Source organism: Pelagibacterium lacus, from assembly GCF_003345525.1.
Classification (GTDB): Bacteria; Pseudomonadota; Alphaproteobacteria; order Rhizobiales; family Devosiaceae; genus Pelagibacterium; species Pelagibacterium lacus.
Window position 1 is genome coordinate 132,739 of record NZ_QQNH01000007.1, and the last position, 24,195, is coordinate 156,933.

General features: G+C 64.0%; 24 protein-coding genes. 17 read left to right on the forward strand and 7 right to left on the reverse strand.

Annotation, left to right across the window (positions count from 1 at the left end; all coding sequences use genetic code 11):
• The first annotated feature begins 3 nt into the window (after nt 1-3).
• From argS to DVH29_RS07555, 11 genes are all read left to right on the forward strand, one after another.
• A complete protein-coding gene (argS, locus tag DVH29_RS07505; RefSeq protein ID WP_114645547.1) occupies nt 4-1,755 on the forward strand; it encodes an arginine--tRNA ligase in 1,752 nt (583 codons plus the stop codon).
• 84 nt (nt 1,756-1,839) lie between these two features.
• Entirely contained in the window at nt 1,840-3,693 is a 1,854-nt protein-coding gene (locus DVH29_RS07510; protein ID WP_114645548.1) for an SPOR domain-containing protein, read from the forward strand.
• A 79-nt stretch (nt 3,694-3,772) separates the two neighbouring features.
• Nucleotides 3,773-4,567 (forward strand): segregation and condensation protein A, encoded by a 795-nt coding sequence (locus DVH29_RS07515; protein ID WP_114645549.1) that lies wholly within the window; start codon nt 3,773-3,775, stop codon nt 4,565-4,567.
• Nucleotides 4,564-5,247: an SMC-Scp complex subunit ScpB gene (scpB, locus tag DVH29_RS07520; RefSeq protein ID WP_114645550.1), complete on the forward strand. Its 684-nt coding sequence runs from the start codon at nt 4,564-4,566 to the stop codon at nt 5,245-5,247. Before DVH29_RS07515 ends, scpB begins: the two co-directional genes overlap by 4 nt.
• 95 nt (nt 5,248-5,342) lie before the next feature.
• Nucleotides 5,343-5,585 carry a twin-arginine translocase TatA/TatE family subunit gene (gene tatA / locus DVH29_RS07525; RefSeq protein WP_114645551.1) on the forward strand — a complete coding sequence of 81 codons (243 nt, stop codon included), beginning with the start codon at nt 5,343-5,345 and terminating at the stop codon, nt 5,583-5,585.
• A gap of 42 nt (nt 5,586-5,627) precedes the next feature.
• Nucleotides 5,628-6,248: a Sec-independent protein translocase protein TatB gene (gene tatB, locus DVH29_RS07530; RefSeq protein WP_114645552.1), complete on the forward strand. Its 621-nt coding sequence runs from the start codon at nt 5,628-5,630 to the stop codon at nt 6,246-6,248.
• A gap of 3 nt (nt 6,249-6,251) precedes the next feature.
• Nucleotides 6,252-7,070, forward strand: coding sequence for a twin-arginine translocase subunit TatC (tatC, locus tag DVH29_RS07535; protein WP_114645553.1), 819 nt, complete (start codon nt 6,252-6,254; stop codon nt 7,068-7,070).
• 84 nt (nt 7,071-7,154) lie between these two features.
• Nucleotides 7,155-8,459, forward strand: coding sequence for a serine--tRNA ligase (gene serS, locus DVH29_RS07540; protein WP_114645554.1), 1,305 nt, complete (start codon nt 7,155-7,157; stop codon nt 8,457-8,459).
• Nucleotides 8,456-9,247, forward strand: a complete 792-nt coding sequence (gene surE, locus DVH29_RS07545) for a 5'/3'-nucleotidase SurE (protein WP_114645555.1) — start codon at nt 8,456-8,458, stop codon at nt 9,245-9,247. The genes serS and surE overlap by 4 nt, the downstream gene beginning before the upstream one ends.
• Nucleotides 9,244-9,909 (forward strand): protein-L-isoaspartate(D-aspartate) O-methyltransferase, encoded by a 666-nt coding sequence (locus tag DVH29_RS07550; protein WP_114645556.1) that lies wholly within the window; start codon nt 9,244-9,246, stop codon nt 9,907-9,909. The genes surE and DVH29_RS07550 overlap by 4 nt, the downstream gene beginning before the upstream one ends.
• Before the next feature lie 77 nt (nt 9,910-9,986).
• On the forward strand, nt 9,987-11,153 hold the full coding sequence (locus tag DVH29_RS07555) for a peptidoglycan DD-metalloendopeptidase family protein (RefSeq protein WP_114645557.1): 1,167 nt from the start codon (nt 9,987-9,989) through the stop codon (nt 11,151-11,153).
• Between the two features lie 46 nt (nt 11,154-11,199).
• Here DVH29_RS07555 and DVH29_RS07560 read toward each other — a convergent pair whose 3' ends face one another.
• Nucleotides 11,200-12,054, reverse strand: a complete 855-nt coding sequence (locus DVH29_RS07560) for an ATP-binding protein (RefSeq protein ID WP_114645558.1) — start codon at nt 12,052-12,054, stop codon at nt 11,200-11,202.
• A 192-nt stretch (nt 12,055-12,246) separates the two neighbouring features.
• Here DVH29_RS07560 and yajC point away from each other — a divergent pair, with 192 nt between their 5' ends.
• From yajC to DVH29_RS07580, 4 genes are all read left to right on the forward strand, one after another.
• Nucleotides 12,247-12,582 (forward strand): preprotein translocase subunit YajC, encoded by a 336-nt coding sequence (yajC, locus tag DVH29_RS07565; protein ID WP_114645559.1) that lies wholly within the window; start codon nt 12,247-12,249, stop codon nt 12,580-12,582.
• Between the two features lie 104 nt (nt 12,583-12,686).
• Entirely contained in the window at nt 12,687-15,227 is a 2,541-nt protein-coding gene (gene secD / locus DVH29_RS07570) for a protein translocase subunit SecD (RefSeq protein WP_114645560.1), read from the forward strand.
• 49 nt (nt 15,228-15,276) lie between these two features.
• Entirely contained in the window at nt 15,277-15,669 is a 393-nt protein-coding gene (locus tag DVH29_RS07575; RefSeq protein WP_114645561.1) for an Mth938-like domain-containing protein, read from the forward strand.
• Nucleotides 15,670-16,518, forward strand: coding sequence for a phytoene/squalene synthase family protein (locus DVH29_RS07580; protein ID WP_114645562.1), 849 nt, complete (start codon nt 15,670-15,672; stop codon nt 16,516-16,518). It begins immediately after the preceding gene.
• Nucleotides 16,519-16,522: 4 nt separating this feature from the next.
• Here DVH29_RS07580 and trmFO read toward each other — a convergent pair whose 3' ends face one another.
• From trmFO to uvrA, 5 genes are all read right to left on the reverse strand, one after another.
• Nucleotides 16,523-17,905 carry a methylenetetrahydrofolate--tRNA-(uracil(54)-C(5))-methyltransferase (FADH(2)-oxidizing) TrmFO gene (gene trmFO / locus DVH29_RS07585; RefSeq protein ID WP_114645563.1) on the reverse strand — a complete coding sequence of 461 codons (1,383 nt, stop codon included), beginning with the start codon at nt 17,903-17,905 and terminating at the stop codon, nt 16,523-16,525.
• Between the two features lie 154 nt (nt 17,906-18,059).
• A complete protein-coding gene (locus DVH29_RS07590; RefSeq protein WP_114645564.1) occupies nt 18,060-18,209 on the reverse strand; it encodes a DUF1127 domain-containing protein in 150 nt (49 codons plus the stop codon).
• A gap of 227 nt (nt 18,210-18,436) precedes the next feature.
• Nucleotides 18,437-18,586, reverse strand: coding sequence for a DUF1127 domain-containing protein (locus tag DVH29_RS07595; protein WP_114645565.1), 150 nt, complete (start codon nt 18,584-18,586; stop codon nt 18,437-18,439).
• Between the two features lie 104 nt (nt 18,587-18,690).
• Nucleotides 18,691-18,840, reverse strand: coding sequence for a hypothetical protein (locus DVH29_RS16375; RefSeq protein ID WP_158541603.1), 150 nt, complete (start codon nt 18,838-18,840; stop codon nt 18,691-18,693).
• 107 nt (nt 18,841-18,947) lie between these two features.
• The gene (gene uvrA, locus DVH29_RS07600; RefSeq protein WP_114645566.1) at nt 18,948-21,839 is read right to left on the reverse strand and encodes an excinuclease ABC subunit UvrA; all 2,892 of its coding nucleotides are present in this window, start codon (nt 21,837-21,839) and stop codon (nt 18,948-18,950) included.
• A 342-nt stretch (nt 21,840-22,181) separates the two neighbouring features.
• On the opposite strand from uvrA, the gene ssb reads away from it, so the two are divergent.
• Nucleotides 22,182-22,667 (forward strand): single-stranded DNA-binding protein, encoded by a 486-nt coding sequence (gene ssb / locus DVH29_RS07605; protein WP_114645567.1) that lies wholly within the window; start codon nt 22,182-22,184, stop codon nt 22,665-22,667.
• A 49-nt stretch (nt 22,668-22,716) separates the two neighbouring features.
• Here the strand turns inward: ssb and DVH29_RS07610 are convergent, their stop codons facing one another.
• Nucleotides 22,717-23,151, reverse strand: a complete 435-nt coding sequence (locus DVH29_RS07610) for an Lrp/AsnC family transcriptional regulator (protein WP_114645568.1) — start codon at nt 23,149-23,151, stop codon at nt 22,717-22,719.
• A 112-nt stretch (nt 23,152-23,263) separates the two neighbouring features.
• On the opposite strand from DVH29_RS07610, the gene rocF reads away from it, so the two are divergent.
• The gene (gene rocF / locus DVH29_RS07615) at nt 23,264-24,187 is read left to right on the forward strand and encodes an arginase (RefSeq protein WP_114645592.1); all 924 of its coding nucleotides are present in this window, start codon (nt 23,264-23,266) and stop codon (nt 24,185-24,187) included.
• The last annotated feature ends 8 nt before the right edge of the window (nt 24,188-24,195 follow it).

The window sequence follows — 24,195 nt, forward strand, 5'->3', positions numbered from 1 at the left end:
CCCATGGATGTCTTCGCCCTCTACGAGGGGCGCGTCGCCGACGCGCTGAAAGCCAGCTTCCCGCAACTGGCGGAAAATGACGAACTTCTCGCCCGCGTGGTCGTCGAGCCGCCGCGCGATCCGGCGCATGGGGACCTGTCGACCAACGCCGCCATGGTGGTCGCCAAGCCGCTCGGGAAGAACCCGCGCGAGATCGCCGCGGCGCTGGTCAGCCATTTCGAGACCGACGCGGACGTGGCCGGCGTCGAGATCGCCGGGCCGGGCTTTCTCAATTTCCGCCTCAAGCCGACCGTCTGGCACAACGTGCTGACCGCCATTGCCGATCTGGGCGATGCCTATGGGCGCTCCGATATCGGCCGGGGCGAGAAGGTCAATGTCGAATATGTCTCGGCAAACCCCACCGGCCCCATGCATGTGGGCCATACGCGCGGCGCCGTCTATGGCGACGCCCTGGCTTCGCTGCTCGCCTATACCGGCTTCGACGTCACGCGCGAATATTACATCAATGACGCCGGCTCCCAGGTCGATACCCTGGCCCGGTCCGCCTATCTGCGCTACCGCGAGGCCCTGGGGGAAACCATCGAGATTCCCGCCGGATACTATCCCGGCGACTATCTGGTCGCCGTGGGGCAGGCGCTGGTCGCCGAATTCGGCAATTCGCTCCTCGCCATGGACGAAGCCGCCTGGTTGCCGCCGGTCAAGCAGCACGCCCTCGCGGCGATGATGGAATTGATCAAGGCGGACCTCAAAAAGCTCAATATCGAGCATGAGGTGTTTTTCTCCGAAAAGACGCTGCACGGCCCCGGAGGCGATATCGAAAACACCCTGGCCTGGCTGCGCCAGGAGGGGCTGGTCTATGAGGGCCGCCTCGAGCCTCCGAAGGGCAAGACGCCCGAGGATTGGGAGGACCGGGAGCAGACCCTGTTCCGGGCCAGCGATTTCGGTGACGATGTGGATCGGCCGCTGGTCAAGTCCGATGGCAGCTACACCTATTTCGCCGCCGACATCGCCTATCACCGCAACAAGGTGCTGCGCGGGTTCAATACGCTTATCGACGTGCTGGGCGCCGACCATGCGGGCTATGCCTCGCGCATCCAGGCCGCGGTCAAGGCGGTTTCGGGCGGCAAGGCCAGCGTCGATGTGCGCTTCTGCCAGCTTGTCAAACTGCTCCGCGATGGCGAGCCCGTAAAAATGAGCAAGCGGTCCGGGGACTTGGTGACGCTTGCCGATGTGGTGGATGAAGTCGGTGTCGATGCTACCCGCTTCATGCTGCTGTTCCGGCGCAACGACGCCCCGCTCGATTTCGACTTCGCGCTGGTCAAGGAGCAGACCAAGGACAATCCGGTGTTCTATGTGCAATATGCCCATGCCCGGACCTATTCGGTGTTCCGCAACGCAAATCGCGACATGCCGGACCTCGATGTTTCGCCTGGCGCGCTGGCCCGGGCCAATCTCGGTCTGCTCGACAATGGCGACGAAATGGAGATCGTGCGGCTGCTGGGTTCCTGGCCCCGCCAGGTGAGCGCGGCGGCGCGGGCGCATGAGCCGCACCGCATAGCCTTCTACCTCTACGAGCTCGCTGCGGCCTTCCATGCCTTCTGGGGCAAGGGCAAGGAAAATCCGGCCTTACGTTTTGTTAACGACAGTGACCCGAAACTGACGCTAGCCCGACTCGCGCTTGTGGACCGCGTGCGCCAGGTGCTCAGCAACGGACTTGCCCTTCTGGGTGTGTCGGCCCCGCAAGAGCTTTCATAATTAAGGCGCATTGCTGTGAGCAGTTGGTGGGCGGGCCGATAATGAAGGGCAAAACAAAGCCAAAGAATATTGGGGCACTGCTCTATGACTTCAAACCGGCAGGACTCGTCGCCAGAGACGCAGGATTCCGATGACCTGATTGCCGAACTGGCGCGGCTGGTAGCCAAAGACGCCAGAACGACATCGGCACAAAGCGAAGCCTATGCGCGGGCGGAGCCGAGCTTCGTGCCGGAGCCTTCGCGCGCCGACGAACCGGCCGCGCGGGACGAGGAGTCTCAGGTTCAGCAGCCCGAGCCCGACCACTACCGTGTCGAGGATTACGACAGCGACCGAATGGAGGCCTTCGATTTCGGGTTCGAGCAGGCTCCTGAGAGCCCGGTCGACGAGAGCGATGACCCCATCGCCGGCCTCATCGCCGATGCCGAGGTGGAAGCCTATGCAAGGGACGTCGACGAAGAGGCCGCCTGGCAGGACGATGCGCAGGATATCCCGTACTCTGCCTATGAGCCCGAGCCGATCCCATCTTATGCGGCGGCTCCCGCTGAGCAGTATGCACCACCGTCCCCTGCTGAACGCGACACCGATCCGCTGCGCGAGATCGAGGCGCTGATCGGCGACGTGGCGCGGGCCAGTACCGCTGCCACAACCGATTCAGCCATGCCGGGCCGCAGGGTCAAGTCGATCTTCCTCGAGGACGACGCGACCAATTCTGCGGTCGATGCGGCGGAATCGGCGATTCTTGCGGCAGCCGCCGCAACCGGTGCGTCGGTGCGCCGGGTGGAATCGGCACCCGAGCCCGCCGCACCCGCAAGCCAGTGGGCCGGGCAGGAGGAACCGCCGCAGGCGCGCAACGAATCCATCCCCGACCCGCTTTTCGCGGCCCCGCCGCAACCGCCTTATGATGATCGGGTGGACGCCGCTGCCCTGGACGACGACGAATTTTATGCCGAGGAGGAGATGGAGCGCCCGCGTCGGTCGCGAAACCTCTTGGCCGGCTACCTGATCCCCATCGCTGCCGGGGCCGTGCTGGTCGCGCTGATCGGCGGCGCCTATGTGATGTTCTTTGCCGGCCAGTCTGAGCCCGGTGAAGCGCCCGTGCTGACCGCCGACGCCTCGCCCGTCAAGGAAGAGGCGGCTCCGCCGGCGCAGAGCGCTGCGGCCGATTCCGTGGTGTTCAACGAGATTGAGGGCAATTCCAACCCGGTTGCCGAGGAACTGGTTTCGCGGGATCAGACCGGCGGCGTCAGCGGCAGCGACGTTGCCAGCGCTATTGCTATCGATGAGGGCGAAATCGCCCTGGCAAACCGGCCCGTGCGGACGGTGACGGTGCGCCCGGATGGCACCATCGTTCCCGCCGACGACAGCGTCGCCGGCTCCAACGTGCTGCCGGTCGACCGTCCCAATGTCCCCGAAGTGCCCAACAGCACCATGACCTCGGACCCGATCGGCGCGGCCATTGCCGAAGCGATGGCCGGCGCGGGCGGGGAACTCTCCTTCGAAAGCCCTGCCGCCCCAGACGTTGGCGAAGAGGGCGACGGCGTCGTCGCGACAGGCAATTCCGCGGAGGCTGCGGACGTCCAGCCGGTCAGTGTGCCCATGCCGGTGGCCCGCCCCGAAACCATTGCCGTCGCCGCTGCGCCCGAGAGTGCCAGCCAGCCGACGCCCTCCACGCAGGCGCCGGCCACGTCGAACCCTGCGGCATGGGTGCAGCTTTCCTCGCAGCGCACAGAAGAGGCGGCGCGGGCCGGGATTCCCGATCTGGAGCGTCGCTACGGCTCCCTGTTCAACGGCGCGGCACCCGAGGTCAACCGCGTCGATCTCGGCGAGCGTGGCATCTATTATCGCGTCCGCCTGCCGCAACCGACCCTTGCGGATGCCAATGCGGTTTGCGGCGCCATCCAGGGGCAGGGCGGCGACTGCTTCGTGCTGAATAACTAGCCGGCGCCACCCAGCCTGCCTTGACGTTCGGACGGGGAGTGGCAATGCTGCTCCCCCAATTGTCTGGCACCGCACCATTATGATCGAACACGCCGAGGTCTGGCCCGAAGAAGGGGCCGAACGCGCAGCAAGCGATGCCGTTCTGCGCGTGGATGTCGGTGGCTATGAGGGCCCGCTCGACCTGCTGCTCGACATGGCGCGCAGGCAGAAGGTGGACCTCTCGCGCATCTCCGTCTTGGCTCTGGCCGAACAATATCTCGCCTTCATCGAGACGATCAGGAAGCACCGCATCGAGGTCGCCGCGGATTATCTGGTGATGGCGGCCTGGCTGGCCTATCTCAAGAGCCGGCTCATGGTGCCCCAGCACGATGACGACGAGGAGCCCAGCGGGGAGGAAATGGCCGCTCTCCTGCAGTTCCGGCTGGCCCGGCTCGAGGCCATGCGGGACGCCGCAAGCCGGCTTATGAATCGCTCCCTACTCGGGCGCGACGTCTTTGCCCGCGGCATGCCCGAACCGGTCTCGATCACCCGGCACGCTTTGTGGGAGGCCGATCTCTATCAATTGCTGCGGGCCTATGCCGCCCAGCGTGAGCGGGGCATTCCGGCGGAATATTCCCTGCATCAGCGAACCGTCTGGGGGCTGCAGGAAGCGCGCGACATTCTGGAGCGGCTGATTGGGCAAAGTTTCGAATGGGTCTCCCTCGATACCTATCTCGCCGCCTATCTGTCGCGTCCCGAGGAGCGGGCAACGGCTCTCGCATCGAGTTTTTCCGCCTCGCTCGAACTCGTCCGTCTCGGCCAGGTCGAACTGCGCCAGAACACCGCCTTTGCCCCGCTGCTGATGCGCCGCCGAAAGGGCGGGAACGACCAATGAGCCGGACCTTGGACGACGACCGACCGGAAATCGAGGCTCGAAACCTGCGCATCCTGGAAGCGCTGATCTTCGCGTCCAGCGAGCCGGTGGACCTTGAGGATGTGCGTCCCTTCCTGTCGGATGATGCCGATCCCGATATTTTGATCGACCGCTTGCAGGCGCAATATGCGGGCAGGGGGATCGAACTCGTGCAGCGTGGCCGCCGCTGGGCGTTCCGCACGGCCGAGGATCTCAATTTCCTGCTCAGGCGGGAGGAATCCGATACGCGGCCGCTCTCGCGTGCCGCCCTCGAGACCCTGGCCATCATCGCCTATCACCAGCCGGCCACCCGTGCGGAAATCGAGGAGGTGCGCGGGGTGAGCATTTCCAAGGGCACGCTCGACGTTCTCATGGAGGCCGGGTGGGTGCGGATGCGGGGACGGCGCCGCACGCCGGGGCGTCCGGTCACCTATGGCACGACCGAAGGATTTCTCGACCATTTCGGCCTCGAGAACCTGTCCGATCTGCCTGGGCTCGAGGAATTGAAGGGTTCCGGCCTGCTGTCCAGCCGCGTGCCGTCAGGGTTTCAGGTGCCGATGCCCTTCGATGGCGGGCTGCGGGACGACGAGGACCCGCTGGACGCCGATGACCAGGGAGATGCCGACCCGGAAGGCGAGGGCGATCACACTACGCACTCTTAACCTTGTTTTCCCGGCGATTAATCAATATCTGTGGGCGTGAATTTTGTTCGCCGCTCCGCGTTGTCGACCGGCGGCGATTTGCAGGAGGTTACACAATGAATCCCGGACCTTGGGGACTTTTGATCATCGCAGTGGTGGTTTTGCTGCTGTTCGGTCGCGGCAAGATTTCCGGCCTCATGGGCGAAGTCGCCGGCGGCATCAAGGCGTTCCGCAAGGGCATGGCCGAGGAGGACACGCCCGACGACAAGCCCGTGGCGTCCATCGACCAGAAGCCCGGCCTGGCCGAGCCCACCATGAGCAACACTGCCAAGGATGCAGACCGCTCCAAGGATGCCTGACCGCATCCCGTTCGTTGTTTTCGCTAGTGAAGGTATGTCCTGATGCTTGGCCTTGGCTGGAGCGAGATGCTCGTCATCGCCGTCGTGGTGCTCATCGTCGTGGGCCCGAAGGACCTGCCTGTGATGCTGCGCAATCTCGGGCGGATGATGGGAACCGTGCGGCGCATGAGCAATGAATTCCGCCGCGAGATCGACCGGGCGATCGCGGCCGAGGAGTTCCGCGAGGCCAAAAAGTCGATTTCCGATCCGCTGAAGCAAACCAGCGCCGACATCGCCCGCGAGTTCAACACGATCCGCGACGGCAAGGTTGAGCCGTCCGGGAAGCTGGCTCCGGCCGAGCCCGGCAAGGAAAGCGTGGTGGACGAGATCAAGGCCCAGGCCGGAATGGCCCAGCTTCCGGCCGCGACGGCGACCTTGCAGGCCCAGCCTGCGGGGCCCGTTGAGCCCCCCGCTGCTCCGTCCGAGCCGCCCGCCAAGGCCAGGGTGAAAGCCGCTCCGCGCAAGGCGGCCGCAACGACCACCGCCGCGCCGGCGAAAAGGAAGGCTCCGGCCAAGAAGGCGGCGGCGGCGGAAGCCGCTGCGTCGCCGGCCAAAAAGACCACGCGCAAGACCACGGCAGCGAAGACCAGTCCTGCTGATGCCGCTTCGGCAGAGAAGGAATAGGCCATGCTGGGGTCGAAAAAGGGCAGCGCCGACGAAGACGAACTCAAGGGCAGCGAGGCGCCGCTCATCGAGCATCTGACCGAACTGAGGACGCGGCTGATCTATTCAGTCGTGGCCATCGCCATCCTGTTCGTCATCTGTTTTTTCTTTGCCGACGGCATCTACACCTTCCTGCTCGGCCCCTATGTCTCGGCGGCCGGAAGCCCCGAGGCGGTGCGGCTGATCTACACCGCGCCGCAGGAATTCTTCTTCACCAAATTGTCGGTGGCCCTGTTCGCGGCGATCTTCCTTGCCTTCCCCGTCCTCGCCAGCCAGGTCTATGCCTTTGTCGCGCCGGGCCTCTACAAGAACGAACGCATGGCGTTCCTGCCCTATCTAATCGCGACGCCCATCTGCTTCCTGATCGGCGCTGCCGTCGTTTACTATGGCGTCATGCCCCTCGCGCTGGCCTTCTTCCTCGGCATGCAGCAGACCGACCCCAATGGCGTCACCATCGAGATGATGACCCGGGTCTCGGAATATCTCAGCCTGGTCATGACCCTGCTCTTGGCCTTCGGTATCTGCTTCCAGCTTCCCGTCATCCTGACGCTCCTGGCCCAGATCGGGCTGATCGGGGTCGACAATCTCAAGGCCTGGAGGCGCTATGCCATCGTCATCATCGTCATCATCGCCGCTTTCCTCACGCCCCCCGATCCGATCTCGCAGATCGGCCTCGCGATCCCCCTGCTGCTGCTCTACGAATTGTCGGTCTTCTCGGTCCGCATCGTCGAAAAGCGCCGTCTCGAGCGCGAGGCGCAGATCCTCAAGGACCTAGAGAGCTAGCGCCGGGCCGGCGCATTCTTGTGTTTCCGCCGCCGCTCGGCTAGGCACGTCTGCCCAAACCCAATTCTAGCGGACCAGCCAATCATGTTCGACATCAAGTGGATCAGTGCCAATCCCGAGGCGTTCGATGCAGCGCTCGCAACGCGCGGCGCGGAGCCCCTGGCCGCCTCCCTGATCGCCCTTGACGACGACCGGCGCTCGGTCGTGGCAGAGATGAACGCCGCGCAGGAAAAGCGCAATGGCGCGTCCAAGCTCATCGGACAGGCCAAGGCCCAGAAGGATGAGGCCAGGGCGCAGGAGCTGATGGCGGAAGTGGCCGGGCTCAAGGAAACCCTGGGCCAGCTCGAAGCGCGCGAGCGCCAGCTCACCGAGGACCTTCGCGCCGCCTTGTCGGTGATCCCGAACCTGCCCGCCCAAGGCGTTCCGGTCGGCGAGGACGAAACCGGCAATGTGCCGTATTTCCGGACCGGCGAATCGGCCGAGACGCGCCCGGCCAAGCCCAACCTCGCTTTCGCGCCCAAGGAGCATTACGAACTCGGCGAAGCCATGGGCGGCATGGATTTCGAGACGGCGGCGAAGCTGTCCGGCAGCCGCTTCGTGGTGCTGAAGGGGCAGATCGCCCGGCTCGAGCGGGCGATCGGGCAATTCATGCTCGATCTTCACGTCAACGAGCATGGCTATACCGAGGTCGTCCCGCCCTATCTCGTCCGCGACGAGGCGATGTACGGCACCAGCCAGCTTCCCAAATTCGATGGGGATTTCTTCTTTACCCCGCATGGCGAGGGCCGGCTGGCGCTGATCCCCACCGCCGAGGTTCCCCTGACCAATCTGGTGCGGGAAGCGCTTCTCACCCAGGACGAGTTGCCGCTGCGCTTTGCCGCGCTCACCCCGTGCTTCCGCTCCGAAGCCGGATCGGCCGGCCGGGACACGCGCGGCATGCTGCGCCAGCACCAGTTCAACAAGGTTGAGATGGTGTCGATCACCACGCCCGACCAGTCGGACGCGGAGCATGAACGCATGCTGGCCTGCGCCGAGGAGGTTCTCAAACGCCTTGGCATCCACTACCGCGTCATGCAGCTATGCACCGGCGATATGGGCTTTGGCGCGCGGCGCACCTATGACATCGAGGCCTGGCTGCCGGGCCAGAACACCTATCGCGAGATTTCCTCGGTTTCGGTCTGCGGCGACTTCCAGGCCCGCCGCATGGATGCGCGCTATCGCGATGCCAATGGCAAGCCGCAATATGTGCACACGCTGAATGGCTCGGGCGTCGCCGTGGGGCGCGCCCTGATCGCCGTCATGGAAAATTACCAGAACGAGGATGGGTCGATTTCCATTCCCGCCGCGCTGCAACCTTATATGGGCGCCATCGAAAAGATTGGCGGATGAAGGCAAAGCCGCGCATCCTGCTGACCAATGACGATGGCGTCGACGCGCCGGGGCTGGCTGTCCTTGTCGAGATCGCCCGTCAGCTTTCCGACGATGTCTGGGTGGTGGCGCCGGCCGCCAATCAGAGCGGAACGGGCCATCGCTTCACCCTGGGCTATGAGATCGCCCTGGAGGAACGCGGCGAGCGCGTCTTCGCCCTCGATGGAACGCCGGCCGATTGCGTAGTCGCCGGCGTGACCCATGTGCTCAAGGACCGCAAACCCGATATCGTCCTCTCCGGCGTCAATCGCGGACAGAATCTGGGCGACATCATGCATTGTTCGGGCACGGCGGCCGGGGCGCGGGAAGGGGCCCTGCACGGCGCGGTCGGCATCGCGCTGAGCCAGGCCATGGATTACGACCATGGACGCGACGAAATCGACTGGGCCTGCGCCAGCCGCTACGGGGCCGACGTGGTTGCGGCGATCGTCGACGCTTTCAGCGGTGAGGATACCTATTTCAACGTCAACTTTCCCATCGCCGATCCGGCGGATGTGACCGGCATCCGGGTGGTTCCCCATCAGCGATTCGCCCATTCGCCTTTCGAGCTCTATCCGAGCGACAATGCCGGCAAGCATTTCGTCACCATCCTGCAAACGCCCAAACCGCTGGACGAAAGCGCCGATTTCCATATTCTGCATGAAGACAACGCGATTACGGTAACGCCTTTGCTGCTGCAGCAGACGGATATGGACTTCGTGCGGCGCTTGGGAGGGAGATTGCCATTTGAGAGGCCCGAGGGCAGATGACTGAGGACGGCTCGGGCGTGACCGCTTACTGGGAAGCGCGAGCCGGGCTGATCCTCAACCTTCGGCAGGTCGGCGTGACCGACCCCGATATCCTGCGTGCCTTCGAGGAGGTCCCGCACGAAAATTTCGTGCCCGAGGCCTATGCCGAATATGCCTATCGCGAATCATCGCTGCCCATCGAATGCGGGCAATCGATCACTTCGCCCACCATCCTTGCCCAGATGCTGGTTCATCTCGCGCCGCAGGGTGTGAACAAGGTCATGGAGGTGGGGTCGGGCTCCGGCTATTCGGCGGCGCTGCTCTCGCGCATGGCGCGCCGGGTGTTCTCGATCGAAAAATATCGCACGCTGGCCGGCCTGGCCCTGTCGCGCTGGCAGCAATGCGGCTTCACCAACATCGTCGGCCTGCACGATGACGGGCTCAACGGCCTCGAACAGCAGGCCCCCTTCGATCGCATATTGCTCACCGGCTCCGTGCCTGAAATGCCGGGCGATCTGTTCGATCAGCTGACCGATGGCGGCGTCGCGGTTCTCGCCGTGGGAGCGCCCGCCGAGCGGCAAATCATCCTGCGTGTCGAGCGCGAGGACGACACCTTCATCGAAACCGAGGTCGGCCAGGTTCGGCTTGCCCCGCTCTCCCCAGGCCGATCCCGCACGCTATAATTCGCTACTTTAAGGTCGTCTTTACCTTAACAAGTTTACTCTGCTTGCATCGAGTAGATGAGTTGACAGGCATTCCCATGACCTTGCGTATCACTGGTCCCAAACTGCGCGGCACGGCCTCTGCACTGTCCATCGGTGTGGCAGCGCTGGTTCTGGCAGGTTGCTCTTCCATGGGATCGTTCGGCAGCGACCCGACGGTCACCAATTCGACGGCGCGTTCGGGTGGGGCCGTGGTGGGGCAGGCGATGCCCGCGTTTCTGCCGCCGGCCAATGTCGGCGGCGGCGGAATGTTTGCCGCGTCCAACCAGCCCGCGATCATCGACAGGACCACGGCGAGCCCGGCTGGCATGCAGACCGCCGTCATCTCTCAAGATCTTCCCGCTTTGCAGTCGTCTTCAGTAACGAGTACCCAAGCCATGCCTGCACAAACCGCCATCGCGACTACTGCGTCTCCCCCGCTCACCCAGCCCGCGACGAGTTCGGCGCCGCAGCTGGGCGTGGTGCAGGGTGATACCTATACCCACACCATCGCTTCGGGTGAATCGCTCTATACGATCGCCCGCCGCTATGACGTCTCGGCCACCGATATCATCGCAGCCAACAATATTTCTGCACCCGACAGGATCGTCGTCGGCCAGTCGCTGGTCATCCCCGGCCGGCCCGACCTTCTCGCCCAGCGCAGCCAGCAGCCCCAGCAGGTCGCTTCCGCCAATTCCAACCAGACGCTGACCACGCCGTCGGGAACCCCGGCGACGACCGCAACCCCTGCCGCAGTTCCGGCCCCCCAGGCACAGGCTCCGAGCCAGGAGCCGACGCAGGTCGCGTCCCTTCCCAGCCAGTCCGCTCCTGCTGCGACCCAGCCTGCGGCGGCGAGCTCGGGCGACAAGTTTCGCTGGCCGCTCTCCGGCCGCGTGATCACCGATTTCGCCGCCTCGCGCGGAACCGGTATCAACATCGAATCGCCCGAAGGCACGGCGGTACGGGCCGCGGAGAACGGCGAAGTGATCTATGTGGGCAATGCCGTCGAGGGCTACGGCAATCTGATCCTCATCAAGCACGACAACGGCTATGTCTCGGCCTATGCCCATTTGGCCAACATCAGTGTCAGCAAAGGCGCGACAGTGGCCAGGGGCGACAGCATCGGCACCGTGGGGATGACCGGATCGGTCAACCGTCCGCAGCTTCATTTCGAACTGCGGCGCGGGGCGACCCCGGTCGATCCCATGCCGCTTCTCGCCGGTTGATGCTTGCGAATTTGAGGCCGATCCGAAAGGGTCGGCCTCCTTCTTTCTAGTCGATTGCCTTGCCGTGCTCGCCGGCCAGTTGGCGCACGAACTGGATGGCGACCCGGCCGGAGCGCGATCCGCGCGTCGCGGCCCACTCGATGGCGCGAGCGCGCAACTCCTCTTCGGAAATCGCGATCCCGTAGTGCCGGACATAATTGCGCACCATGGCGAGATATGTGTCCTGGTCGCAATTGTGGAAGCCAAGCCAAAGCCCGAAGCGATCCGATAGCGAGACCTTTTCTTCTACCGCCTCGCCGGGATTGATGGCGCTCGAGCGCTCATTGTCGATCATGTCGCGCGGCATCAGATGCCGGCGGTTCGAGGTGGCATAGAAGACCGTATTGCCCGGCCGGCCCTCAAGGCCTCCATCCAGCACCGATTTGAGCGCCTTGTAGCTGGTTTCGTCCCTGTCGAAGCTCAGGTCGTCGCAATAGATGATGAAGCGTTCTGGCCGTGCCACGACGAATCTGAGCAGCGCGGGGAGGGTGGCGATATCCTCGCGCGCGATCTCGATCAGGACAAGCCGGCCGATCCCGGGATCGGCGAGGGCTTCGATATGGGCATGAACCGCCTTGACCATGGAGCTCTTGCCCATGCCCCGCGCCCCCCAGAGCAGAGCATTGTTGGCGCCATGGCCGCGGGCGAAGGCCAGCGTATTGTCGAGAAGGATGTCGCGCAGATGCGCCACCCCCTCGAGGAGGTCGAGCGGCACGCGATTGACATGGGGAACCGGCAGCAGGATCTTGCGCTCGCCATCCCAGAGATAGGCGTTGATTCCGTCTTCGAGATCGAGAGGGTGGGGCTCGGTTCCTGACAGGCGATCAAGAGCCTTGGCGATGCTTTCGAGGGCGGTTGTCATGCGGAGAAGCTGGTCTGAATTTTCCACGGTAGAATGATCCTCGAAGGCGCCTGATAGGCTTTGCGTTTGTGAGGGCTCGCTTGTATAGTCCGCGCGATTTATCGGGCGGCGGGACCGTCCGTATTGAGCAGGCGCCCCCTTATGGGCAACCCGCCCTGCTTTGACAAGCAGACCGCTATTTGGAGTGACTTAATGTTCGTAACCCCTGCCTATGCCCAGACTGGCGCAGCGCCGTCCGGGATGGATTTCATTTCCAGCTTTATTCCGATCATATTGCTGATCGTGATCTTCTGGTTCCTGATCTTCCGTCCCCAGCAGAAGCGGATGAAGGCGCACCAGGCCATGCTGGCTTCGGTCAAGCGGGGCGATACCATCGTCACCAATGGCGGCGTCGTGGGCAAGGTCACCAAGGCGGTCGAAGGCGAGGATCTGGAAGTCGAGATCGCGCAGGGCGTCAAGATCAAGGTCGTGCGGACGATGATTGCCGATGTCCGCACCAAGACCGAACCGGTGAACGACAACAAATAGTCGTTCTCGCGGTCGATATAGCGGGACCACGCGCCCCGCTCGCTAATCGCAATAGCGCCCGGACCCCATGCGGCCCGGCGCTATTGGCATCAAGGACAGCATAAATGAAGTTTCCGTCTTTCCGGACAATCGCCGTCATTCTCGTGACGCTGGTCAGCATCGTCGCGGTGCTCCCGAACTTTCTCGACGATGATACGGTCGCCGGATGGCCGGACATACTTCCCAAGCAGGAACTGGTGCTGGGCCTCGACCTGCAGGGGGGCTCTCACCTTCTGCTGCAGGTCAACCGCGAGGATATCGTCGAAGGGCGGCTGGGCGACATCCGCCGCGAGGCGCGCGCGCTTTTGATCGATGCCGGCATCGGCAGCATCATTGCCACCAACGGCACCGCGCTTGATGTCGAACTTACCGATCCAAGCCAGTTGCAGCAGGCGCGCGATGTGCTGGCGCCGCTCGCACGTTCGCTCGATGCGGGCCTCTTCCAGACCGCCGCCGTCCCCGAGACCACGATCACCACAACCGGCGGCCGCGTTCGTATCACCTTGACCGATGACGCGATTTCCAGCCGCATGTCGTCGCTGGTCGCCCAGTCGCTCGAAGTCATCCGGTCGCGTATCGACGAGGTGGGCACCACCGAACCGATCATTCAGCGCCAGGGCGACAGCCGCATTCTGGTGCAGGTGCCCGGCTTCGGCGATTCGGAGCGCTTGAAGGACCTGATCAGCCAGACGGCGCGCCTGACCTTCCATCTGGTCTATCCCACGATGACCGCCCCCCAGGCACAGGCGCAAGGCCTGCCCACGGGCACCATCATCGTGCCGAGTGCCGATGGATTCGATGAATTGCTGTATGAGGACGTGGCCCTGGGCGGCGAGCAGCTCGTCGACGCCCAGCCTTCCTTCGACCAGAACGGCCGTCCGGTGGTGACCTTCCGCTTCAACACCCAGGGCGCGCTCGCCTTCGGTGAGATCACCTCGGGCAATGTCGGCCGGCGCTTCGCCATCGTTCTCGACAACCAGGTGATCACCGCCCCGACCATCCAGCAGCCGATCACCGGCGGCACCGGTCAGATTTCGGGCAATTTCAGCGCCGAATCCGCCAGCGACCTGGCGGTGCTGCTGCGGGCCGGTGCCTTGCCGGCGACCCTCGACGTGGTCGAGGAGCGCACGGTGGGGCCGAGCCTTGGCGCGGATTCCATCACCTCGGGCATCACCGCCGGCGTCATTGCCACGGTGGGCGTCATCATCTTCATGTTCGCCGCCTATGGCACGTTCGGGCTGTTCGCCAACATAGCGCTATTGATCAATATCGTGATGATGCTGGCCGTCCTCTCGATCCTCGGGGCGACGCTCACCTTGCCCGGCATTGCCGGCATCGTGCTCACCATCGGCGTTGCGGTCGACTCAAACGTGATCATCTTCGAACGAATACGCGAGGAGTTCGCCGCCGGGCGATCGGCGGCGCAGTCGATCAGCCTGGGTTTCCAGCGTGCCATGCTGACGGTGGTGGACGCCAATATCACCACCCTGATCGCCGCCGGCGTCCTGTTCTTCCTCGGCTCCGGCCCGGTACAGGGCTTCGCCGTGACCCTCGCCATCGGCGTGGTGACCACCATGTTTACCGCCTACACGGTGACCCAGATTCTGGTCGAAGGCTGGTTCCGCCTCCGCCGTCCCAAGACGCTGCGCGTCAACGTCCTGGAAAAGCTCCTGCCGCTCGAGCCCAAGATTCCCTTCATGAGCTGGCGCATTCCGGCCCTGGTCATCAGTGCGCTGCTCACCATCGGCGCCATCGCCGCACCCTTCATCAGTGGGCTCAATCTCGGTATCGATTTTACCGGCGGCACGGCGATCGAATTGCAGGCGCGCGAAGGCGACGCCGATATCGGAAACCTGCGCGAGCGCCTGAACGCGCTCGGGCTGGGCGAGGTGCAGGTGCAGGAATTCGGTTCGCCCCAGGACGTCCTGGTGCGCATCGGCATCCAGGAAGGCGGGGATTCCGAGCAGCAGGTCGCGGTGACACAGGTGATGGACGCCGTGGCGGAGGACTACGAAGTGCGCCGCACCGAGGCGGTCAGCGGCACGGTTTCGGGCGAACTGGCCATCAGCGGCACCATCGGCATCATCGTCGCGGTGATCGGCATCGTCATCTATATCTGGCTGCGTTTCGAGTGGCAGTTCGGGCTCGGCGCCATGGCGGCTATCATTCATGATGCCGTGATGACCCTGGGGTTGTTCGCGGTGCTCAATCTCGAGTTCAACCTGACCAGTATCGCGGCCATCCTCACGGTGATCGGCTATTCGCTCAACGATACGGTGGTGATCTACGACCGCATTCGCGAGAACCTCGTCAAATACAAACGGGTATCGCTGGCCGACATCATCAACATGTCGCTGAACCAGACCTTGGCGCGGACCATCCTCACCGGCGGCACATCGGCGCTGGCGCTGCTCGCGCTGGTCTTTTTCGGCGGCGAGGTCATCCGCGACTTCACCATCGCCATGGCCTGGGGCGTTCTGGTCGGCACCTATTCGTCGATCTTCGTCTCCGCGCCGCTGCTGCTCTATCTCGGCGTCAAGACCCGCTCCGAAGTCGAAAGCGACAAGCCCAAGCCTGAGCGCCGGGCGGATGGTGCGGCTGTTTGATAGGGGCTAACCCCCTGATCGGGGTTTGCATGAGAAGGTGGTCATAGGCATGGATTGGGAAGCGGGACAGGGTCATTACCCCTACCAGGCCGCCATCGATGCCTATGGCGATGGCGGTTTTCGCTTCGCCGAAATGTCCCATCGCGGCTCTCTGATCGCGCTGCCCACGGGCATGTATGCCTGGGATGTGTCGGCGGCCGCGGAGATCACCTTGTCGACCCTCGCGCGCGTCATCGACCAGGCGCGTGATATCGATGTGCTCCTCGTCGGAACCGGGCCCGATATCGTGCCCATTCCGTCCGAGATTCGCACCGCCTTGCGGGAACAGGGCGTGATCGTCGAAGCCGTGTCCACCGGCAGTGCCGTGCGCACCTATAACGTACTCTTCGCCGAAAAGCGGGCGATTGCCCTCGCCGCCCTCGCCGTCGAAAAGGCACGCTAGATGAGCGACAGCTTTACGCTCGCCGCCGCCCGGCTGCGGGAGCTCGACCGCGACCGCTACACGGCCAGCCTGGTCATCACGCCGGACCGGCGGCGCTACGTGCAGGCGATCTTCGCCTTCGCGGCGGAGGTGGCGACCATTCGCGAGCGCGTCTCGGAGCCCGGGCCGGGCGAAATCCGCCTGCAATGGTGGCACGATGCCATCGAAGGGCAGGAGGGCCATGGCGCCATCGCGCAAAATCCCGTTGCTGACGCGCTGCTGCAGACCCTCGATCGGTTGCAACTCCCGGCCGGTCCCCTGTTGCGGCTCCTGGCCGCCCGGCGCTTCGACCTTTATCACGACCCCATGCCGGATCTGGCCCAGTTCGAGGGCTATGCCGGCGAGACCGTCTCGGTTCTCTACCAATATGCCACCATGATCCTGGCCAATGGCCCGGCCGTCGAGGCTGCCGACGCGGCTGGTCATCTGGGCGTCGCCCAGGCCCTGACCGGGCATCTGCGCGCCTTTGCCTATAATGCGGCGCGGGGGCAGCTCTTTTTGCCCCTTGCGATCTTCACCGCTCATGGCGTGCGGGAAGCCGACATCCATGCCGGCGCCGACTCGGCGGAACTGAGGGCGGCGTTGCTGCAGGTCGGCGAACTTGCCCTCGATCACCAGCAGCGGGCGCGCGATGCGATCGCAAACCTGCCCAGGCCCTGGCGGCCCGGCTTCGCCAGCATCGCCCTCGTGGGGCAGGACATCAAGGCGCTGAGCCCCGCGCTGCGGCGTGGCGCTTTTGTGCAGCCGCCGGCTCTTTCGCCGATGCGGCGCCTCTGGGGCGTCATGCTTTGGACCCTGCGCAACGGCTGACGGTCTATTGCAACCAGGCCTCGAGATCGGCCAGCGCCCGCGCCGTAATGGCCTTTTTCTTGGCCTTCGCTTTGTCCGGCCCCCGCCAGCGCCCCTTCAAATCCTCGGGTTTCTTGATCTCGACCGGTGGAAACAGGCCGAAATTGACGTTCATCGGCTGGAAGCTCCGCGCCCCGGAATAGGCCTCGGCCTCAAGATGGCCGCCAGTGATATGGGCGATCAGGGCCCCGAAAGCGGTCGTGGCAGGCGGCAGGGAAGGGTGCTCGCCCTTCGCTTCGGCGGCGGTCAACCGGCCGCAGATCAGTCCCATCGCCGCGCTCTCCACATAGCCCTCGACGCCGGTCACCTGTCCGGCGAACCGCAGGCGCGGATCGGCCTTGAGCCGGAGGTCGGGCCGCAGGAGTTTGGGGGAGTTGAGGAAGGTGTTGCGGTGCAGGCCACCCAGCCGGGCAAACTGGGCATTCTCCAGTCCCGGGATCATGCGGAAGATTTCCGTCTGCACACCATAGCGCATCTTGGTCTGGAAGCCGACCATGTTCCACAGCGTGCCCAGGGCATTATCCTGCCGCAACTGCACCACGGCATAGGGCTTGGTTTCAGGGTCGCGCGGATTGGTAAGGCCGATCGGCTTCATCGGGCCGTAGCGCAGGGTTTCCCGGCCGCGTTCGGCCATCACCTCGATGGGCAGGCACCCATCGAAATACGGTACCATCTCCCAATCCTTGAACTCGTGCAGCGGCGCCGAAAGCAGGGCATCGATGAAACGGTTATACTGCTCTTCGGTCAGGGGACAGTTGAGATAATCCGCCCCCGTTCCGGCCGGCCCGGGCTTGTCGTAGCGCGACTGGGCCCAGACCACGTCCATGTCGATGCTGTCATATTGGATGATCGGCGCGATGGCGTCGAAAAAAGCGAGAGAGTCTTCGCCCGTCAGATGCTGCAGCGCCGAAGCGAGGGCCGGGGATGTGAGAGGGCCGGTTGCGACGATGACGTGCTCCCACTCGGCCGGCGGGAGCCCGGAAACTTCCTCGCGCGCGATGGTGATACGCGGATGGCCCTCGATGGCTTCGGTCACGGCTTGCGAGAACGCGTCCCGGTCGACGGCCAGCGCGCCCCCCGCCGGCAAGGCGTGCTTGTCGGCACAGGCCATGATCAGCCCCCCCGCGCGGCGCATCTCCTCATGCAGCAGCCCCACGGCGTTATGCTCGTGGTCGTCGGAGCGGAAGCTGTTGGAGCAGACGAGTTCGGCAAACCCATCGGTATGGTGCGCGTCGGTGGGACGAACCGGGCGCATTTCGTGGAGCACCACGTCCACGCCGGCCTCCGCCGCCTGCCAGGCCGCTTCCGACCCCGCCAATCCGCCTCCGATGACATGCACCACCGCCATGGTCGTTCCTGCTCAAATGTCGCGTGAGCGACCGCTATAGACGAAAACCGCGCAGCTTCCAATTTATCACCGCGCTGCGTTTGGTCACAGCGTGCCGAACAGCAAAAGGGCGCCGGCAAGGGGCGCCCTTTAAAGCTCTGCGGCGGATTGAGCTTTACAGCAGGCTGGCATGATCGCGGGCGATGCGTTCGATGTCGGAACGGGCGATGCCCAGATCGTTCAGCTCGCGATTGCCCAGCGCATTCAGCTCCCGCACGGTCTGCTTGTAAGCCGACCAGCGCTTGAAGGTCTTGCGAATATCCATCTTTCTTCTCCTTTCGTCTTGCCGCTCACAGATAGAGGCAAGATACGGCGAGGAGGAGGGGCGGTTTGGTCATTCCCGCCTTGCAAAATGTGCATGTCTGTTCATTCGACCATTCATATGCGGTTAACACATATGCTCATTCGGCCACCATGCAAGTTCCGAAATGAAAAAAGGCATCCGATCAGGGATGCCTTTTTCGTGCTTGGATCTCGGAGGCCGGCTGAAGCTTACAGCTGAGCGGCATGGTCGCGGGCGATGCGTTCGATGTCGCCGCGGGTAATTCCGAGGTCGTTCAGCTCACGCGAGCCGAGGGAATTGAGTTCGCGAACGGTCTGCTGGTAGGCCGACCAACGCTTGAGAGTCTTGCGGATACCCATGTCATTGCTCCTTTCGTTTGATGATCCCAATATAGGGTTTAAACTCGACTTGTGTACTAGAGATTTGGTCAACTCGGCTATGCGGCGGGTGCATGGCTTGGCGGTCAGTCCTGCCGGTCGAACAGCGAGCGCGTCATCTTCTCGAAATCGCGGACGCAGATGCCGAGATCGTCGAGTTGCCGCCGGGGAGGACTCATGGGCCGCCGCAGGCCCCGCAGGGCGCCGCCAGCCTTCCAGACAATGCGAATGAACATGGAAATCTCCATGCGAGGTCAGCACGTTTCGAGTGTACCCACGAATCGTGACGGCCGGATATCCGCCGGGACGCATGACGCCGATGCGCGCCCTGCATGGGCCGGGGCTATTGCGCGGCGGTCATGCGCATGGGGCGACGCTCCAGCACAGCTTTGAGGAAACGGCCCGTATGCGAGCGGGAGCTTTCCGCAACCTGCTCGGGGGTACCGACCGCCACGATCTCCCCGCCGCCATCGCCGCCCTCTGGGCCCAGGTCGACGATCCAGTCCGCGGTCTTGATCACTTCGAGATTGTGCTCGATGACGATTACCGTATTGCCGCTGTCCACCAGTTCCTGCAGCACTTCGAGCAGTTTGGCCACGTCATGGAAATGCAGGCCCGTCGTCGGCTCGTCAAGGACATAGAGCGTCCGTCCGGTGGCGCGCTTGGACAATTCCTTGGCGAGCTTGACGCGCTGTGCCTCGCCCCCCGAAAGCGTCGTCGCCTGCTGCCCGATCTTGACATAGCCCAGCCCCACCCGCTGCAGCGTCACCAGCTTGTCGCGGATCACCGGGACGGCGGAAAAGAACTCCGCGCCCTCGTCAACCGTCATGTCCAGCACGTCCGAGATCGACTTGCCCTTGAACTGCACTTCGAGGGTTTCGCGGTTGTAGCGATGGCCCTTGCAGACGTCGCAGGTGACATAGACGTCGGGCAGGAAATGCATCTCGATCTTGATCACGCCGTCGCCCTGGCAGGCCTCGCACCGACCGCCCTTGACGTTGAACGAGAAGCGCCCCGGCCCATAGCCGCGCGCCTTGGATTCCGGCATATTGGCGAACCACTCTCGGATATGGGTGAAGGCGCCGGTATAGGTGGCCGGGTTGGAGCGAGGCGTGCGGCCGATCGGGCTCTGGTCGATGTCGATCACCTTGTCCAGGAATTCGAGCCCGGTAAGGCTTTCATACGGCGCCGGATTGACCCGCGCCCCGTTCAGCCGCCGTGCGATCGCCTGGTAGAGCGTGTCGACGGTAAGCGTCGACTTTCCGCCGCCCGACACCCCGGTGATGGCGACGAAGGTTCCGAGCGGGATATCGACCGAAACATTCTTGAGATTGTTGCCCGTCGCGCCCTTGAGCGAAATCTGGCGGCCCTTCTTGGCGGGCCGCCGCTCCGCCGGCACGCCGATGCCCATGCGGCCGGATAGATATTGCCCGGTGAGACTGTCCGGATGCTCCAGGATTTCCTGCGCGGTGCCCTGGGCGACGATATGCCCGCCATGCACCCCAGCGCCCGGGCCGATATCGAGCACGTGATCGGCGGTCATGATGGCGTCCTCGTCATGCTCGACGACGATCACCGTGTTTCCCAGGTCGCGCAGGCGCCGCAGGGTTTCCAGCAGCCGCTCATTGTCGCGCTGGTGCAGGCCGATCGAGGGCTCATCCAGCACATACAGCACTCCCGTCAGCCCCGAACCGATCTGGCTTGCCAGGCGAATCCGCTGGCTTTCGCCGCCCGACAGCGTGCCCGAATTGCGCGACAGCGACAGATATTGCAGTCCGACATCGTTGAGGAAGGTCAGCCTTTCGCGAATCTCCTTGAGCACCCGCTCGCCGATGGCGATCTGGGTTTCGCTCAGATGGTTGGGCAGGTCCGAGAACCATTCCGCGGCGGCGCTGATCGACAGGTCGGCGACCTGGCCGATGTGGCAATCGTTGATCTTGACCGCAAGAGCTTCGGGCTTGAGCCGGAAGCCGCCGCAGGCGGGGCAGGGGGCGGCCGACATATAGCGCTCTATATCTTCGCGGGCCGCCGAGGATTCCGTCTCGCGATAGCGCCGCTCGAGATTGCCGATCACCCCCTCGAAGGGCTTCCGCGTGGTATATTTGCGCAGCCCGTCATCATAGACGAATTCGATGGGCGTCTTGTCGGTGCCGTACAGCACCCCATGCTGCACCTCGAAGGGCAGGTCCTGCCAGGCCGTGCCGGTCGAAGCCTTGAAGTGCCGGGTAACGGCCTGCAACGTCTGCATGTAATAGGGCGAGGAGGTCTTCGACCACGGGAGGACGGCCCCGTCGCGCAGCGAGAGCGAGGCGTCCGGCACCACCAGCATGGGGTCGATCTTGGCTTCGGTGCCCAGCCCCGAACAGACGGGGCAGGCGCCGAACGGGTTGTTGAAGGAAAACAGTCGCGGCTCGATCTCGGCGATCGTGAAGCCGGACACCGGACAGGCGAATTTCTCCGAAAAGGTCAGCCGTCTGGGCTGGCCATTCGCGTCGGCCTGGTCGGCGAACTCGGCAAAAGCGATGCCATCGGCGAGACGCAGGGCAGTTTCGAAGCTCTCGGCCAGCCGGCTGCCGATATCGTCGCGAACCACCAGGCGGTCGACCACCACCTCGATGTCGTGCTTCAGCTTCTTGTCGAGCGCCGGGGCGTCCTCGATCTCGTGGAACTCCCCGTCGATCTTGACGCGCTGGAAGCCCTTTTTCTGCAGTTCGGCCAGTTCCTTGCGATATTCTCCCTTTCGCCCGCGCACGATCGGCGCCAGGAGATAAAGCCGCGTACCCTCCTCGAGCGCCAGCACCTTGTCGACCATCTGCGACACCGTCTGGCTCTCGATGGGCAGGCCGGTGGCCGGCGAATAGGGAATGCCGACCCGTGCGAACAGCAGGCGCAGATAGTCATAGATCTCGGTGACGGTGCCCACCGTCGAGCGCGGATTGCGCGAGGTGGTCTTCTGCTCGATGGAGATGGCCGGCGAGAGGCCTTCGATGCTCTCCACATCGGGCTTCTGCATCATCTCGAGGAACTGCCGGGCATAGGCCGAAAGGCTTTCCACATATCGCCGCTGCCCTTCGGCATAGATGGTGTCGAAGGCGAGCGACGATTTGCCCGACCCGGATAGGCCGGTCATCACGATCAGCTTGTCCCGCGGCAGCCGGACGTCGATATTCTTGAGATTGTGTTCCTTGGCACCACGGATGATGATGTCGCGATTGGGATTGGCTGTGTCGCTCATGATATCGAAAAGTCCAGGGCAAGGGGGCCGGCAGGCAGCACTATAACGGGGGTGGAATGCATCCGGTTCACTTAAGCGTCCCAACGGCCGACCGCAAGGCAACGATTCGCAACTCAGCCATTCATGCGAACATAATAAGAACAAATGCCGCGCGTCAAGCTTAACATCGCGATGTCCGCATGAGAACAAAGAGAGTACTAGGCGCTGGGCACGAAGGTGCATGAAGTTGTGAACAGCCGCGGCAGGGGCATGCCTTTGAGAACCGGATGTCGCTATAGTGCGCCACTTCGAATGTGACTGGCCGGAAGCAATCCGGCGGATGAGAGACAGGAAGGCACGATCATGTCGGGAAGCGTCAACAAGGTCATTCTGATCGGCAATCTGGGCGCCGACCCCGAGGTGCGCTCGCTGCCCAGCGGCAGCCCGGTGGTCAATCTGCGCATCGCGACTTCGGAACGCTGGCGCGACCGCAACACCGGCGAGCAGCGCGAGCGAACCGAATGGCACCGCGTGGTGATCTTCAACGAAGGGCTGGCCAAGGTCGCGCAGAATTATCTGCGCAAGGGGTCGAAGGTCTATATCGAAGGCCAGCTCCAGACACGCAAATGGGAAAAGGACGGGCAGGACCAGTATACGACCGAGATCGTCCTGCAGGGCTTCAACTCGACCCTGACCATGCTCGACGGACGCGGCGAAGGCAGCGGCGAGAGCGGCAGCTATGGCAATCAGGGGAGCTATGGCGGCAGCCGGCAGGTCGAGAACCGTCAGCGTCCCTCCAGCGCCCCGGCGTTCGAGCCCGGCGGCATGGACGACGATATCCCGTTCTGATCGGCGGCCATCGGTAGGGGGATGCACGGGGCCCGTCCATCCGGTCCGATCAGCGCTGCAAGCGCGGGGCCAGGAGGATGCTGGTTTCGGTGAGGCTGATCCCGTCGATCAGGCGTATGGCCCGCAGCACGTCGTCGAACTCGGCAAGCGTGTCCGTTTCGATTTCGGCCACCATGTCCCATTTCCCGTTCGTCGAATGGAGCGATCGGACCTGGGGAAGGCCCGCCATGTGCCGCGCGACCCGATCGGTGCCACGCCCTTCCACTTCGATCATCGCGATGGCCCGCACGCCTGCGCCCTCCCCCGGGGCACCCAGCCGCACCGCATAGCCGGTGATCGTCCCGGCCGCCTCCATCTTGGCGATGCGGGCTTTTATCGTCGCACGAGTGACCCCCAGCGCCGCAGCCATGCTGGCAATCGGCGCCCGGGCGTCGTCGCGCAGAATGGCGATGATCTTGCGATCGATGTCGTCGAGATTTGCCATTATGCTCAGTCATCCTGATCAGATTGGCTGAAGTTATGCCTGTTGTGAGCACAATTGCAACTTTCCCTTGCCGGCGGGCTTGTCCAAGCTTGGCGAATTGGGGAGGCAATCCATGCGCGGAAATCCACGGACCATAGGCCTTATCGGCGTTCCCATCGAGGAAGGGGCGGGCCGGCAGGGCTGTTCCATGGGCCCCAAGGCCCTGCGCATCGCCGGCATCGCCGAAGCGCTCGCCAGCCTGGGTCATAGCGTCACCGATTTTGGCGACGTCTCCCCCGATGCCGGAGAGTTGGCACTGCCCGGAACGGCGCATAACGCGGCGGTCGTCGCCGGCTTTGCCGCGGCCCTCGCCGACTTGGGCGAGACGGCGCTGGCCGAGGGCGCGGCGGTCTATCTCGGGGGCGACCATGCGCTTTCCTTCGGCAGCGTTGCCGCCGCGCTCCGTTTCGCCGAGCGGCAAAGAAGGGCGTTGCATGTTCTCTGGCTGGATGCCCATGCGGATTTCAACACCCCGCACACTTCGACCAGCGGCAATATGCACGGCATGCCGGCGGCGTTCTTCTGCGGCGAGCCGGGTTTCGACGGCATGCTCGCATGCCCGAAAATGCCTGCCACCCGCTTTCATCTGGTCGGTGCCCGCTCCATCGACCGCGCCGAGGTCGACCTGCTGGAAGCGCGCGGCGCCGATGTCAACGACATGGCCGCCATCGACGAATTCGGCATCGGGGCCATTTTGCGGCGCATCCTGGGGGAGGTGGAGCGCGACGACGCGCTTCTGCATGTCAGTCTCGACGTCGATTTCATCGAGCCCGAGACCGCGCCCGGCGTGGGGACCACCGTGCCGGGCGGCGCGACCTTCCGCGAAGCGCATCTGGCCATGGAGATGATCCATCGCAGCGCGCGCATGATCAGCCTCGATCTCGTCGAGCTCAATCCCTTCCTCGATGATCGCGGGCGCAGCGCGCGGCTGATGGTGGAACTGGCCGCGAGCGCCTTCGGCCGCCGCATTTTCGACCGTCCCACCCAGCCCGCCTGATTTTGGAG

Bases quoted from the DNA above. Each gene is read 5' to 3' on its own strand.
- argS (WP_114645547.1), top strand. From the start codon at position 4: ATGGATGTCTTCGCCCTCTACGAGGGGCGCGTCGCCGACGCGCTGAAA.
- DVH29_RS07510 (WP_114645548.1), top strand. From the start codon at position 1,840: ATGACTTCAAACCGGCAGGACTCGTCGCCAGAGACGCAGGATTCCGAT.
- DVH29_RS07515 (WP_114645549.1), top strand. From the start codon at position 3,773: ATGATCGAACACGCCGAGGTCTGGCCCGAAGAAGGGGCCGAACGCGCA.
- scpB (WP_114645550.1), top strand. From the start codon at position 4,564: ATGAGCCGGACCTTGGACGACGACCGACCGGAAATCGAGGCTCGAAAC.
- tatA (WP_114645551.1), top strand. From the start codon at position 5,343: ATGAATCCCGGACCTTGGGGACTTTTGATCATCGCAGTGGTGGTTTTG.
- tatB (WP_114645552.1), top strand. From the start codon at position 5,628: ATGCTTGGCCTTGGCTGGAGCGAGATGCTCGTCATCGCCGTCGTGGTG.
- tatC (WP_114645553.1), top strand. From the start codon at position 6,252: ATGCTGGGGTCGAAAAAGGGCAGCGCCGACGAAGACGAACTCAAGGGC.
- serS (WP_114645554.1), top strand. From the start codon at position 7,155: ATGTTCGACATCAAGTGGATCAGTGCCAATCCCGAGGCGTTCGATGCA.
- surE (WP_114645555.1), top strand. From the start codon at position 8,456: ATGAAGGCAAAGCCGCGCATCCTGCTGACCAATGACGATGGCGTCGAC.
- DVH29_RS07550 (WP_114645556.1), top strand. From the start codon at position 9,244: ATGACTGAGGACGGCTCGGGCGTGACCGCTTACTGGGAAGCGCGAGCC.
- DVH29_RS07555 (WP_114645557.1), top strand. From the start codon at position 9,987: ATGACCTTGCGTATCACTGGTCCCAAACTGCGCGGCACGGCCTCTGCA.
- DVH29_RS07560 (WP_114645558.1), bottom strand. From the start codon at position 12,054: ATGACAACCGCCCTCGAAAGCATCGCCAAGGCTCTTGATCGCCTGTCA.
- yajC (WP_114645559.1), top strand. From the start codon at position 12,247: ATGTTCGTAACCCCTGCCTATGCCCAGACTGGCGCAGCGCCGTCCGGG.
- secD (WP_114645560.1), top strand. From the start codon at position 12,687: ATGAAGTTTCCGTCTTTCCGGACAATCGCCGTCATTCTCGTGACGCTG.
- DVH29_RS07575 (WP_114645561.1), top strand. From the start codon at position 15,277: ATGGATTGGGAAGCGGGACAGGGTCATTACCCCTACCAGGCCGCCATC.
- DVH29_RS07580 (WP_114645562.1), top strand. From the start codon at position 15,670: ATGAGCGACAGCTTTACGCTCGCCGCCGCCCGGCTGCGGGAGCTCGAC.
- trmFO (WP_114645563.1), bottom strand. From the start codon at position 17,905: ATGGCGGTGGTGCATGTCATCGGAGGCGGATTGGCGGGGTCGGAAGCG.
- DVH29_RS07590 (WP_114645564.1), bottom strand. From the start codon at position 18,209: ATGGATATTCGCAAGACCTTCAAGCGCTGGTCGGCTTACAAGCAGACC.
- DVH29_RS07595 (WP_114645565.1), bottom strand. From the start codon at position 18,586: ATGGGTATCCGCAAGACTCTCAAGCGTTGGTCGGCCTACCAGCAGACC.
- DVH29_RS16375 (WP_158541603.1), bottom strand. From the start codon at position 18,840: ATGTTCATTCGCATTGTCTGGAAGGCTGGCGGCGCCCTGCGGGGCCTG.
- uvrA (WP_114645566.1), bottom strand. From the start codon at position 21,839: ATGAGCGACACAGCCAATCCCAATCGCGACATCATCATCCGTGGTGCC.
- ssb (WP_114645567.1), top strand. From the start codon at position 22,182: ATGTCGGGAAGCGTCAACAAGGTCATTCTGATCGGCAATCTGGGCGCC.
- DVH29_RS07610 (WP_114645568.1), bottom strand. From the start codon at position 23,151: ATGGCAAATCTCGACGACATCGATCGCAAGATCATCGCCATTCTGCGC.
- rocF (WP_114645592.1), top strand. From the start codon at position 23,264: ATGCGCGGAAATCCACGGACCATAGGCCTTATCGGCGTTCCCATCGAG.